Source organism: Chryseobacterium sp. MYb328, assembly GCF_037572595.1.
Lineage (GTDB): Bacteria > Bacteroidota > Bacteroidia > Flavobacteriales > Weeksellaceae > Chryseobacterium > Chryseobacterium pennae.
Genome location: NZ_JBBGZQ010000035.1, coordinates 21575 through 34626, shown reverse-complemented (window position 1 = coordinate 34626; position 13052 = coordinate 21575). Strand labels below are relative to the sequence as shown.

The window sequence follows — 13052 nt, the reverse complement described above, 5'->3', positions numbered from 1 at the left end:
GCTCCGCCCCGCCGGAATCCAATATTAAGAAGACATTCTTTGTGCTGTAATATGAATACGTCTGATGTTATTGGCAGGGATTGTATCATTTAAGTTATCTACATAAACAAAAATGGTCAAGCGATACCAAACTCCATCAACAGCCAGATCTATGGTTTCTATTTCCTGAGAATCATCGGAACTGTTTGTAGAATTTATAGGTGTGGAACTGCTGTTCATATTATCTCCCCAGTTAAGGTAAATTCCATTATCTGTTTCTACATATCCTCCCGGAGCAACTAAAATATTAGCACGGCGGAAGCGGTCTACACTGGATAATGCAGCATACCACATTTTAACATTACTGGAAGATACATTTACTAATCGGGGATTGTAAGTCACCCCACCCGATCCTGTATTGGAGCTGGACCAAAAGCTAAGATCCAGTCTAACTTTTCCTCCTAAAATAGGTGGATTCGGAATCATCGTACTTAACAAACCTGTTGTAGTTGCAGGAACTTCGTATGTGAAGAACTGATATTCTCCCGGACTGAGCTTTTTACCTCCGCCTACTTCTGCATTACATGTCTGCCCGCCACTAGAAACAGGGAATACCGTTGTATTAGGGCTGGATACTGTGGGAGTTCCGGAAACAGTATAAATTAAAGTTCCTGCTCCCTGTACAAAATTCCCTTGTGTAATGGTTGCGGTAAGTCCGTTTACGGGCCCTAATGCCTGAGCTGCATATATTCCGCCGTTTCCTCCGGTATAAGGAACAGTCATTGTTCCCTGAAAAGGAGTTCCTGCAGTATATGTCAGCGGATCAAGATTAACATCGGTACATCTCAAGGCTCCTACGGTACCCTGTTGTAGTAAACGTCCGTCCAAAGGTCTCCATTGAGCACCATCCCAGTATACATATCCGGCATAAGTAAATGTGGATTGTGTTCCCAGATTATAAACCAACAGTCCGGTAGCTGGATTAGGAATTGTAGAAGAGTCGTTGTAAGCCGCCAGAGCTACTCTTGGTCCCAGAAAACCTTTCTGCTTTCCTGAGACCAACTGACTGACATTGAGCTCTAAAATTGCAGACAGGTCAGGGGATGTGGTTCCCACCCCTACACTTCCGTCAGCTGTTACTACAAAGTCATTGGCCTGTTGTAATGCCGTAGGGCTTCCTGTTGCATTATTGTCTTTTTTTCCATCAATATTAAAAATTCCCTGAGGATTAGGAGTATTGATGCCAACCTGTGAATAACTCATCGAGGAAACCATTATCACTAATGGTAGAAGATACTTTTTCATTCTGTGTTTATTGTATTTAAATTGAGTGTTAAAATGGTTTTAGCTAAAGAAGTTTTCTGTTACCTAGAACATACTGAGCTCTATTTTCATAACTCTAAACTGCTTTTTCTAAATACCTTTTGATCGATTAAAATTTCAATGCAAGATTAGAGTTATTCTGTCCACAACCCAAGAAAATCTATACGCTACAGATACACTACAAACTTATAATCAGGTACGTCACAGATACGCTCGGCATCACAAAACAAACAACAACACACTAATAATGAGACAACTAAAATAAAACACGTGGATTTTTCAAAAATTCAGAGTATTTAAATTTTGAATTAAATAAAATGCTCCATGAAACTTATTTCATAGAGCATTTTATTCCATATATTTTATAAAAAGAAAATCTTCTAGGGAAAATCTTATTTAGGATTAAGAGAAGTATTATACTATTTTAAAATAGAAAAAATATTTATTTGAAACTGTTGGAGAATTTTAGTTTTAATATCCTATTCTTTCAAAGTAATCAAGATTTGTTTTAGTCATTAAGACATCAAATGATCATTTTTTTACTACTCCCATTTCCAGTTTAATTCTTCATGATAAGGAATGTTCTGTTCTGCACATATGGAATGAAAGTAGTTCTTTAACCAGACAGGATCGGAAACCTGTGCTTTTGGAAAAATCAGATAATTTCCGGCATTCATTTTAATAAAGAAGTTTTCACCAGTTTCTGAGATCCATTCAAAATGGGTTATTGAATGTTTGGCTTCAAGCTGATTATTTTTTATCAGGATATATTCTTTATTAAATTCTACGTTGAAGGTGTTGGCTTCACTGCTTTTATACTGATCTCCTAAAGCAATAGTTGTATAGTACCGTTTATAGTATCGGCTGGCAAATTTGGGATAAATCAAATAAAAAAGACCACCCACAATAAGTATCGCTATGCCTAATATGGGTTCAAAAAACATCATCAACAGCCCGATTACGGCAATCATTCCGGCAAAAACATAGCCACTTACCTTTTTCGAATGTTTTACTTCATCTGATTTTGAGGCTTCATAAAGTAAACTGTCAAGCATTATTTTCTCATTAAAACTCAGCGTCATTGTATTCATGGTAGATTAATTAGTTTTTGTAGGATTATTAGATTCCATAAAAATACTAATCATATGCTTTATAAGCAACTATATTGGATTATCATTTATCAAAATAATTGCTTTTATCAGATTATTAAATAAGATGGTGCTTATGGTCTGGAAATAAAACTCCAGCGCAGGTGGTTATTATACATCCCAAGAATAAGGCCTTTACCATCACTAAATTTATTGACTTCAGAAAAAGTAGGCTTAAATATCCAATCTCCCTTTTTATCAATATAACCGGTCAGTTTTCTCTGAGATCCGTTTTCTTCTTTTTCAATGGTCGCTACCGCCAATCCTTCAGAAAAATCCCAGGCTTCATAAAACTTAAAATCAATGACCTTTTTTCCTGTTCTATCAATATATCCAATCTGTGACTGATCATTTTCCACATAGGCTAATCCTTCATGAAAGTCTCCTGAGTTAACATATTTTGGCTGTATCACCACATTTCCTCGGGGATCAAGAAACCCCCATTTTTCAGACTTTTCGTCATAAAAACCGATCACCCCTTCAGACATCACAGAAAGTATTTTATATTTAGGTTCAATCACAAACTTGCCGGTCATATCCATCAATCCCCACAATCCATCCTTTGTTTTCTTTGCAGCGGCAAAACCATCATGAAAAGGCTCTATTTCAGCAAAATCCATTGGAATAGTTATGATTCCTTTTTTGTTGATCGCACCATACTTTTTGCCATCAGAAACCACAGATAATCCTTTATAAAACGGAAATGTTATTATATATCGAATGGGTAAAACTTCTTTTCCCTGCAGATCCATAAAGCCATAAAAGCCTTTTCTTACTGCAAAGGCCATAGAATCTCCAAATTCCCCAATGTTATGGTAAAGGGTATCAATCACCAGCTTCCCGGATCCGTTGATAAATCCGGATTTTCCTGATTTAGTATACACTTCAGCTCTGTCCGATTTAAATTGTAACGGCAATTTGGAAGTCCGTTTGAATTTAAAAGGCAAAAGATTTCCTCTGTTATCCATATATTGATAATGATCATTGATACAAACCAAAGCTTTTTGTTCCTGAAAAGGGTATGCTAATTCAAAATTCAGGGTTTCAAAAAGAGTTTTATAATCCTTGCTTTTCTGTGAAAATAATACGGCAGGCATAAGTTGAAGCCCCATTAAAAAGAATTTCATTCTTCGTTTCATTCGTCTGTATTTATCTGATTGGGAATAAGGCTAAAATACAAAAAACTTCAGTTCCGGGGAGAGCTGAAAATCAGAACTTGATGGAGCTGCTTTGTCTCTTTTAATTCAATACATTTGTATCCTATTGCTATGACAAAGATACCTGCATTACAAACACTACAGCTTATTACATTAGAGCGTCAGGGATTAACACAAACCACACCGTTTGGAACCGGAAAAGAGGCTGTGCTTACTACTCTGGAACGTCTTGCATATCTACAGATTGATACGTTGTCTGTGATAGAGAGGGCTCATCATCATACTTTATGGACAAGAATTCCTGATTTTAAAACCCATTATCTGGACGAGCTAGTGGAAGAACGTAAAATATTTGAATACTGGTTTCATGCTGCCTCTTACCTTCCGATACAGGATTTCCGGTATGCATTGCCACAAATGCTCCATGTAAAGCAAAGTGACTCCCATTATTATAATGCGGACAAAAAAGTTATGAAATATGTGATAGACACCATCCAGGCAGAAGGTCCTAAAATGGCAAGGGATTTTGAGAGTAAAAAGAATAAAGAAGGAAGCTGGTGGAACTGGAAGCCTGCTAAACTGGCTCTTGAACGGCTTTTTATGCAGGGAGATCTTATGATAAGTGGCCGAAGTGGTATGCAGAAAACCTATGACCTTGCGGAAAGGGTATTGCCTTCATCCATAAATACCACACCACCTACTCCACTTGAACTAGCAGAATATCTGGTAAAAACAACTCTTCATGCCTATGGTTTTACTACTTTAAAACAAATCACCCATCTCAGGAAAGGTGATACCCTGAAAAAAAATGTGAATCTGGTTTTACAGTCTTTGCTTGAAAAAGGGGAAATACAGAAGCTTTCTGTTGAAGGGATTTCTTCTGTTTTTATTCAGAGTGATTTGCTTGAAAGGTCTGATAATACATCGGTTTCAGACATCAGATTGCTGTCTCCATTTGACAATTCTATTATTCACCGTGACCGTGTGAAACAAATTTTCGATTTTGATTTCCGTCTTGAGTGCTATGTTCCTAAGGAAAAAAGGCAGTATGGTTATTTCTGTCTACCTATCTTATTTGGGAATATATTTATCGGAAGAGTGGATTGTAAAGCACACAGGAAAGATAAAAAGCTTGAGCTGATTTCCCTACATATTGAGAATACAGACCTTCCTCCGGAACTTTGGATACCATCATTTGCTGATGCTGTAAAGCGTTTTGCATCCTTTAACGGCTGCGAATCACTACAACTGACCCAAGTGAGTCCATCAGGACTGAGAAAAGTAATCAATAAAGCTTTATCTGATTAATTGATAAACTATTATATTCATATAAAACCCTGCACTTCTATGAGCTGCAGGATTTCACTTCTATTTTATTTCACAAGCTTTTCCAGCTTTCTCCATTTGGTAATGGTATTTCTGCTCATTTTAAAATGGCTGGCCAGCTGAGAATTGTTCAGACTGTTCTTTTTCTGAAACTCCAATACCCTCAAAATATCAGATTCGTTGTAGGCACGATGCCTTTGGGAACATTTTTCTTTGTTTTTATAAATCTGAGGAAAGATTCTCCGGTTAAGCTCCAGAATATCTGCCGTATCCAGATCTTTCTTTTTTAATAATTCTTTGCATTCATTTATTTTATTGGGGTGCTCACTTTGGAGCATATCCTGATAAATAATTTTATAATTGGGGCGGTTCATTTTCATGTCACAGTTTAATTTACGGTATGAAAAGAGTACAGAATGCTATTATTCAGATTCTTTAAGTTCACTATTATATTTATTCAGCCATTTGTGAAAGGTTGATTTCGGAATATTATATCTTTGATAAATTTCCTGTCTGGACATATTTCCGGAATTATACTGATTCAGCATAAAATCAATAATTTCCCTTGTATAAAGACTTTTTCTGAAGTTGGGCAATCCAGAATCTTCTTTAGACTGTTCTTTTTCCTGATCCGAACTACAGGGAGCATACAGAATGATATGCTGAGAATAAATTCGGAAGAAGTCGTATTCTAAAAGTTTACTCCATTTTAAAAGCATGTCAGAATCAATACTGCTGGAGATGTACATTTTTTCAATTTCTTCTGCTGTACATTTAAGAAAACCACATATCCTGAGCAAGCCCATTTTTTTCTCCCGAACCCGGATCTTAATCAGGTTTCCCATATGAATTTCTTTAAAATCTATCAATACATTGTGTTTTATCATCTTCAAATAAAATTTTATTCATCAACGTCCATTCAATCAGTACTCCGGGGACAGTTTCTGCCCCCTTTGTACCGAAACACTGTAATCACATTATTTACTATTTTATTGCTTTTTCAAAACGTCTATCTCCGCCTGCAGCTTCTCTGTAATTTTCAGTAATGAAACGATGTTGTTTTTTTGTTCATCAATCTGCTTCTGCTGTTCTATGGTGTGTAGATACAGCTCTTCAATTTTCTCTAATGACTGTACAGACAGGTCTGAAATATTGAAAGAATATCCCTCCGCAGTTTTCTCCAGCTCTTTAATAGAAGTTACACCGGGAAGATGTCTGTTTTCTTTAATGAATTTTTCGGTATCATATAAAGAAGAGAACTTATAGGCAGGTTTTATCACCGAACTTTTGTTGTAATAATCTTCAAAAACGTAATCGGGATAAGTAGTTGTTGAAGTTGCAATACTTCCGTTTACTTTCAGCTTCTGATTGCTGGCAAAGGTTTGCTGGCTGGTATACCCCACGCTTAAGGTGTTATTGATATTGAATTTTCCATCTCCTGAGATTTCAGCACGCGGAATTCCATTAGCTCTACTACCAGGACTGGTAGAAAAAGAAATTGGCGCGGCTAATGTAGTTTGATTAGTGGAAAAGGCCAACCCACTTGCATCCTCACTAGCTGAAAGTTGTGCCGGCTGCTCGGGATAAATCTGAAGATGCATCCTAGAAGTTATGCCATTACCATTATTATCAGCAGCATTAAGAATCATGTTGGCATATGATGTGATTCCGTATTGATAAAGTGTCCCTGTAGATCCCCAGACTGTCTGTTGTCCTGTCCCCTGAAAAGTTAATGCTCTTCCTCCAAGAGATAGAGTACGATCTGTTGTAAGAGTTCCATTAGCATTGTAAATATTCAAAGCGTTTGCAGAACCCCATGCTGTTCCGTTCCATGTCATTACCTGTCCATTGGCTGTTCCAGAGGTAAGACCCAATGTATAAGGACTTGCAGATGTACCGGATCCGGCTCTGGTTAATCCACCATTAGTAGTTGCATTAAGTACCTCATTACCAATAACTCCGTCTACTTCAGTAAGATTAACAGCAGCAGGACTCCATGTTGTACCGTTCCATGTCATGATCTGTCCATTGGCAGTTCCAGAGGTAAGTCCCAATGTATAAGGACTGGCTGCCGTTCCGGCCCCGGCTCTGACTAATCCGCCATTAGTAGTTGCATTAAGCACCTCATTACCAATAACTCCGTCTGTTTCTGTAAAAGTTCCATATGCTAACTTCTGCCATAATGTTCCATCAAAATAGAAATATCCTGCTGTTGTTACATTAGCCGTTTTTGCAGTCGTTCCGGTAGAGGTCAAAGCCTCAGTAACGTAGACAATGGCTCCTGTCTGGGCTGCGGAATATAATCCATCTTTGGTTTTCAGTTCTGAGCCTTTTAATCTCGGTGCGATCAGTCCATCTGTTTTAGTACTATCTGTTGACATTCCCACGATATCAAAGGTTGCCTGGGGAGTTGCTGTATTCACTCCTACCTGTGAAAATGCAAAGCCGGAGATCAGGAGTACTCCTGAAAGAATGATGTTTTTTTTCATGTGTTGTATATTTATTTATCCTTGTGTGTTATTTTGAGAATACAGATTTTATATAAATCTGCGGAATCATTTGTGTAGTTAGAATCTAATTAATTGTAGTTCCTACAATATCAAAGCGGTTATCTCCGTAGCTTTTTTCACATCCTGAGGAAGGACTCGGTGCACAATCATTAAAGCCACCGAAATCAACTCTTATCCCATCTTCATCTGCGGCATATACATAACCTTCCAATACAGCAGTATAGGTTCCAGGCTCTAATACAACGTTTCTGGTACCGTCAATATAAAATGTTCCCCAGACTCCACCCAGTTTTCCATTGGTATAAGACATGCTGGAACGTAATATCATAGCCTTAGAAAAATAAGGAGTATCAGTTGTAGATCCTGAATATAGTCTCACATTCACCTGGATTAACTTGGCATACACGTCTTCCAAACCATATCCGGCATACTGCCCGGCATCTTTTGTAAAATGGGAAGCACTTGTTGAATGTGAAAATGTTACGATTGATTTCTTAGTTAAAGTAAATGTCCTTTTGGTTAAGTCTGCCTTTGCTTCTTTATAATTATGGGCTCCTATAGTGGTAATAGTCTCTCCAAGAGCATCATTATTATCTCCACCGGCATACATTGTGGTTACAGCAGGCACTCCCTCTAATGCTCCCAATATCCCGTTATTGTCAGCCACTACAGTTTTTGTTGCAAAAAAAGGTTGGCTCTTACTTTCATTTCTTGTTCCATCAGGATTGGTAAACAGTACATCTGCAGAACCATTAAGAGGTAAAGTACGGATTCTTACATTTCCATTAACATCCAGTTTTTCAGTGGGGTTATTCTGGGTTTCATTGATTGTATTGATCCCCAGATTTCCCGTATTATGTGCAAAACGAGCCCATTCACTATAGGCGGTAGGACTTGTATACTGTCCAAATGAAATATGTCCTTTAATACCTCCAGAGGTATAAAGTCTGGTTCCCGGTGAGTCTGCATCGCCGGTTTTTGGGAAATATGAACTTTGGGTCATTCCATATTTTTCACCAGTACTATCGTTAAAAACCCTTCCTACTCCATAATCAGAATCTGAACTAAACTGTATAAAACCATCCACATATAGCTTCGCAAGAGGATCTACATCTCCTATCCCAACATATCCGGGACCATCAAAGAGCAAATACTTATCTTTCTTGAGGTATGCAGATCTGTCACTGGTAAAAACATCATCTGTATTGTAGATGTTATGCCCCAGTTTTTGCCAGACTGAACCATCAAAGTGATAATAGCCAACCTTGGTTATATTTTTTGTTTTGTCTGTTGTATCGGCTTCATCTAATCCTTCCGTTACATATACAATGGCTCCCGTCTGATCATTTGTGTAATTAGAATCTTTGGCTTTAAGTTCTGCGCCTTTCAGTCTTGGGGCAATAAGTCCGTCAGTTTTGGTATAATCTGCAGGGGAAGCTACAATATCCAGTGTTGCCTTGGGATCGGGTGTACTGATACCTATCTGTCCGAAAGCAGAGACCCCGGTTAAGAGTGTCGCTGCAAAAATTAAATTTTTCTTCATTGTTGTTAGGTTATATTTTTTATTTGTTTTTTTCATCATATGCAGTTCAATACCTGCATTACACTTTTGATGTAATGAACTTGGGCACTCTCCCATTTTATTATAGGATAAAAACTAAATGTTATTTCAACGGATATGAATTTATCCGGAAGAAGGTGATCTTAATAAAAACAGAGGATGTTTTACAGTGACAATTTCAAATGGTTTATCTCTATTTAAAAAATATAAATGAGTACAGCCTTTATTCTCTAAGGAAGAAAATCCGGCTATACCAGTTTCTTCATTCCCAATGCATACCTGAGCATACAAAAAGCTGATGATCACAAAACAATCCAGCAAAAACAATCTCCCTATAAAATAGAGATTTTCTTTTTTGAATGTTATTATTTGTATTGTCATGGTTCGAAATAGTCTTAGTGTTTAGATCAGAAAATAAATAGATAAACAATCGTCTTTTACAGTTTAATTATTATTGTCATTCATTTTGTGAATTATTTGTGTTTTTCAGTTCTGTATTTTTCATCAATTTGAATGGGCAAATATTCATTATTTTAGTGTTTAATAGCAAATTACTCACCCCCTACAAAAGCTATACATACTTGTAAATTATTGATTTTCAACAATATAAAAACACATCAAATCTAATTATTCTACATTTAGCAATAAACAGATTCCATTAAAAAAACGAAAAGATTTCATCCTGAAAAACGAGTATAACTTTTCGTCAGTTTTTACACGAAAAATTAGTATTCATTGTAACAATTCAGAAGTAAAATCTTGTTCATTTTAATGAAAATCTCTTTAATGGATTAAGAATAAAACTAAATTGAACATTTACAATTTCATACTTCTCCTTATCCTCTGCTTCAAATACAGATCTAAGATTGCGGGACCTCATTCAAAAGTAAAACTCCTGATTATTATGGAGATTTTTTCGTACACCAGAAAGCGAGGTTGATCTTAAATGTTATTTCGGTATAGAAATCCAATCACATTCTCATATCTTATGAATAGTACTTCCGGCTTATTATCAAAATCAAGCTTCCTAATCATCTCTGGTATACAATAAAAAACCATTGACATATCTGCCAATGGTTACTGTTATCTAAATAATACAGGAGGTTCAAGATGTTAATAATCTCTTCTCATCCAGTTGTTAAAGTCTATATCTGAAGGGATACTATATTTCTTACGGAGTCTGCTTCGTCGCATTTCAACGGCTCCCAGGGTTACATACGTATAGGTTGCAATATCTTTAGCGGAAAAATTAAGGTAAGCCATTGCGCAAAAAGTAAGCTCACTACTCCTGACCTTCGGATCAATAACTTTTAATTTCTGAATAAAATCCGGGTATAATTCTGAAAAAAGGGTCAGAAATTCAGGATTATTACATTTTGCCAAAGTAATAAGATCATTGAATTTATTCTCCTCAATCTTCCGTTCGAGTACTACGGTTGCCTGACTCATTTCAGTGAGAGTCTTTTTATTTTTATAAATAAGCTTTTTATTTTTTATATGCCATCTGTACCAAAATAAAGCAACAATAAGCAATACAAGAACTGCCAACACAATAAGATATACATATTTCCTGCTTTTCATGTTGTTTTCATGTTCTTTCTGATCCAGGATCTGACTTAATGCCTGCTCTACCACCTGTTTATTTGCTACATCAAGGGAATCAGTGAGTTTCTGATATTGATAAAGATAGCTGTTGGCTTCCCTGGGATCAAGATTATTTTTCATAAAGTAATCTCCAAGTACGCTGTATAGCTGCTGCACAGCATCTGTAGCATCTAATTCTTTAGCATTCTGGAGCGCTTTACGGTAATAGCTGATTGCCAGTTCCTGATTTCCTCTGGCAGCTTCCAAATCTCCATACTTCCTCAAAGCAAAGTATAAATAAGGTACCTTGTATTTTTCAAGCAAAAACAATGATTTATCCAGATATTCCTGAGCTTTTACATATTCTTTTTGGATCGTGTACATCTGCCCCTTTTTAGCATAAGTTCCACTGAGATCGAAAAAAACCTGTTCTTCTTTCAGCTTTTTTAAAATATCTTCCTGCTGTTGTAAATGCACCCAGGTTGAATCATATTGGCGCAGCTGGGTGAAAACTTCTGAAAGATTCTCATGGGCCCAATAGACAGACATATCTTTTCTGTAAGGATCTTTTATCTTCTGAGAAAATTTCAATTGTTTATTAAATTCCTGAATGGCAAGTTTATTCATGTTAAGAAGTCCGTACGTTCTTCCTCTCAATCTGTAAACTTCAACCTGTGTATCAATAACAGATGTGAAATAAGGTTCACGCTCTGCTTTTTTAAGATAACCCAACGCTTCATTGTATCCTCCTGTTTCTGCCAATACTTTGGCAATGTATATATTTGACAGGGTTTTTCCTTTTGAATAATTATATGTATCTGATTTTTTTAAAGCTTCATTAGCTGTCCTAAGAGAAGGAATCAATTGAACTTCAGAAAATTCCGTAAAAGACTTATCCAAAAGGCTGTCTATTTGTTTCTCCATACGGGTTTGCCCCTGTATAAACAGGCAATAAAACAACAGAATAAGAATAGGGAAATTTTTCATCAAATATTTAATATTAAGAAACAATATACACCACCAAACAAGACAAGCGCAAAAATATCATTAATAAAACAATGAAAAAAGTAAATTTTTATAGATTTTTATCGAGAAAATATGATGTATATAGAAAAAAGAGGCTATTTTTAACCGATTCACAAAACAGATAGTTTCTGAATTAAAGAATTGAATAAAAAGAATTTTATACCGCTAAAATTTCTGTTTTTAGCAACATAGATTTTAATGTATATTGTTTTTTTAGTTTGTAAGCAGCTGCTCTCTGTATTTTATTCCCCATTTTGCCATTGTATCAATAATATCATGCAGACTTTTTCCAAAATCTGTGAGTTCATAATCTACTGTAACGGGCATTGTATTATTTTGGGTCCTGCTCACCAGATTATTCATTTCCAAATCTTTAAGTTCCTTTGAAAGCGTTTTGGCTGCAATGCCTTCAAGCTGTCTTTTCAGGTCCATAAAACGCATTTTACCCCCAAAATACAAGTGACTGATGATTATGGTTTTCCATTTTCCTTCCAATAAATAGACCGTGTCTTTTACTCCTCTGATATGATTTTTACACTCCGGCCTCAGTTCCAATCTTTCTTTTTTCATATTGAATAATTAGACTACAAAATTAGATAATTATCCCACATCAACGAAACTTGGTTACCTACAGGTAACTGGTTACCTAAGGGTAACAGGTATATAATAGCAACTGCTTATGGCGTAACTTTGCATCATCAATCAACAAGTAAATAATACAATTATGTCACTACAGCAAACACTAAACTGGAGATCTGCAACCAAAGGCTATAACGGAAAACCCATTGAGAATGAAAAGCTGGAGCAGATACTTGAAGCTATTCGTCTTGCTCCATCAAGTTCAGGATTACAGCCATTTAAAGTTTTAGTTATCAAAAACAGAGAGCTAAGAGAAAAACTACAGCCCATTTCCTTTAATCAGGATCAGATTGTAAGGGCTTCTCACATTTTGGTCTTTGCTGCATGGGATGAATATACCACAGAAAGAGTTGATTCATTTTTTGAATTCAGCAATCAGGTAAGAAATCTTCCTAACAGTGCAACAGATGATTATCGTTTGAACCTATTGGGCATGCTGGAAAAACAAACCAGAGAACAGCATTTTAACAACGCTTCCAAACAAGCCTACATTGCTTTAGGATTTGGGCTCTTGGCAGCTGCGGACCTTAGAGTGGATGCGACTCCTATAGAAGGATTCAACAATGAAGCAGTGGATGAATTACTGAATTTACCTGAACAAGGCTTAAAAAGTACTGTTTTAATGGCTCTTGGTTATAAAGATGAAGAGACCGACTGGTGGGGAAAACTGGACAGAGTAAGAAGATCGAAGGAAGAACTTTTTGTTGAGATCAACTAAATTAAGCATAAAAATTAATAATAAAAAGCAGGAGATCTTTTGAAGGTCTCCCTTTTTTTGTCTTACATTAATGGCCCCATA

General features: G+C 36.3%; 11 protein-coding genes. 2 read left to right on the top strand and 9 right to left on the bottom strand.

What is annotated here, in order from left to right:
• Positions 1-24: 24 nt before the first annotated feature.
• The 3 genes from WH267_RS23660 to WH267_RS23650 all read right to left on the bottom strand — a co-directional run bounded on the left by WH267_RS23660 (position 25) and on the right by WH267_RS23650 (position 3589).
• On the bottom strand, positions 25-1284 hold the full coding sequence (locus WH267_RS23660; protein ID WP_340011424.1) for a hypothetical protein: 1260 nt from the start codon (positions 1282-1284) through the stop codon (positions 25-27).
• A gap of 560 nt (positions 1285-1844) precedes the next feature.
• Entirely contained in the window at positions 1845-2393 is a 549-nt protein-coding gene (locus WH267_RS23655; RefSeq protein ID WP_340011423.1) for a YcxB family protein, read from the bottom strand.
• Positions 2394-2524: 131 nt separating this feature from the next.
• Positions 2525-3589 carry a WG repeat-containing protein gene (locus WH267_RS23650; protein ID WP_340011422.1) on the bottom strand — a complete coding sequence of 355 codons (1065 nt, stop codon included), beginning with the start codon at positions 3587-3589 and terminating at the stop codon, positions 2525-2527.
• A 129-nt stretch (positions 3590-3718) separates the two neighbouring features.
• Here WH267_RS23650 and WH267_RS23645 point away from each other — a divergent pair, with 129 nt between their 5' ends.
• The gene (locus WH267_RS23645; protein WP_340011421.1) at positions 3719-4915 is read left to right on the top strand and encodes a winged helix-turn-helix domain-containing protein; all 1197 of its coding nucleotides are present in this window, start codon (positions 3719-3721) and stop codon (positions 4913-4915) included.
• Positions 4916-4980: 65 nt separating this feature from the next.
• On the opposite strand, the gene WH267_RS23640 is transcribed toward WH267_RS23645, so the two are convergent.
• The 6 genes from WH267_RS23640 to WH267_RS23615 form a co-directional block, all read right to left on the bottom strand.
• Entirely contained in the window at positions 4981-5313 is a 333-nt protein-coding gene (locus WH267_RS23640) for a helix-turn-helix domain-containing protein (protein WP_123319456.1), read from the bottom strand.
• Between the two features lie 42 nt (positions 5314-5355).
• Positions 5356-5820 (bottom strand): transposase, encoded by a 465-nt coding sequence (locus WH267_RS23635; RefSeq protein ID WP_228455710.1) that lies wholly within the window; start codon positions 5818-5820, stop codon positions 5356-5358.
• 102 nt (positions 5821-5922) lie between these two features.
• Positions 5923-7422 carry a hypothetical protein gene (locus tag WH267_RS23630; protein WP_340011419.1) on the bottom strand — a complete coding sequence of 500 codons (1500 nt, stop codon included), beginning with the start codon at positions 7420-7422 and terminating at the stop codon, positions 5923-5925.
• An 85-nt stretch (positions 7423-7507) separates the two neighbouring features.
• Positions 7508-8986, bottom strand: a complete 1479-nt coding sequence (locus WH267_RS23625; RefSeq protein ID WP_340011418.1) for a hypothetical protein — start codon at positions 8984-8986, stop codon at positions 7508-7510.
• A 1131-nt stretch (positions 8987-10117) separates the two neighbouring features.
• Positions 10118-11575, bottom strand: coding sequence for a tetratricopeptide repeat protein (locus WH267_RS23620; RefSeq protein ID WP_340011417.1), 1458 nt, complete (start codon positions 11573-11575; stop codon positions 10118-10120).
• A 252-nt stretch (positions 11576-11827) separates the two neighbouring features.
• On the bottom strand, positions 11828-12184 hold the full coding sequence (locus tag WH267_RS23615) for a winged helix-turn-helix transcriptional regulator (protein ID WP_340011416.1): 357 nt from the start codon (positions 12182-12184) through the stop codon (positions 11828-11830).
• Between the two features lie 154 nt (positions 12185-12338).
• Here WH267_RS23615 and WH267_RS23610 point away from each other — a divergent pair, with 154 nt between their 5' ends.
• On the top strand, positions 12339-12971 hold the full coding sequence (locus tag WH267_RS23610) for an NAD(P)H-dependent oxidoreductase (RefSeq protein WP_115969129.1): 633 nt from the start codon (positions 12339-12341) through the stop codon (positions 12969-12971).
• Positions 12972-13052 lie beyond the last annotated feature (81 nt).

Coding starts and splice junctions, on each gene's coding strand:
- WH267_RS23660 (WP_340011424.1), bottom strand. CDS start 1,284: ATGAAAAAGTATCTTCTACCATTAGTGATAATGGTTTCCTCGATGAGT.
- WH267_RS23655 (WP_340011423.1), bottom strand. CDS start 2,393: ATGAATACAATGACGCTGAGTTTTAATGAGAAAATAATGCTTGACAGT.
- WH267_RS23650 (WP_340011422.1), bottom strand. CDS start 3,589: ATGAAACGAAGAATGAAATTCTTTTTAATGGGGCTTCAACTTATGCCT.
- WH267_RS23645 (WP_340011421.1), top strand. CDS start 3,719: ATGACAAAGATACCTGCATTACAAACACTACAGCTTATTACATTAGAG.
- WH267_RS23640 (WP_123319456.1), bottom strand. CDS start 5,313: ATGAAAATGAACCGCCCCAATTATAAAATTATTTATCAGGATATGCTC.
- WH267_RS23635 (WP_228455710.1), bottom strand. CDS start 5,820: ATGATAAAACACAATGTATTGATAGATTTTAAAGAAATTCATATGGGA.
- WH267_RS23630 (WP_340011419.1), bottom strand. CDS start 7,422: ATGAAAAAAAACATCATTCTTTCAGGAGTACTCCTGATCTCCGGCTTT.
- WH267_RS23625 (WP_340011418.1), bottom strand. CDS start 8,986: ATGAAGAAAAATTTAATTTTTGCAGCGACACTCTTAACCGGGGTCTCT.
- WH267_RS23620 (WP_340011417.1), bottom strand. CDS start 11,575: ATGAAAAATTTCCCTATTCTTATTCTGTTGTTTTATTGCCTGTTTATA.
- WH267_RS23615 (WP_340011416.1), bottom strand. CDS start 12,184: ATGAAAAAAGAAAGATTGGAACTGAGGCCGGAGTGTAAAAATCATATC.
- WH267_RS23610 (WP_115969129.1), top strand. CDS start 12,339: ATGTCACTACAGCAAACACTAAACTGGAGATCTGCAACCAAAGGCTAT.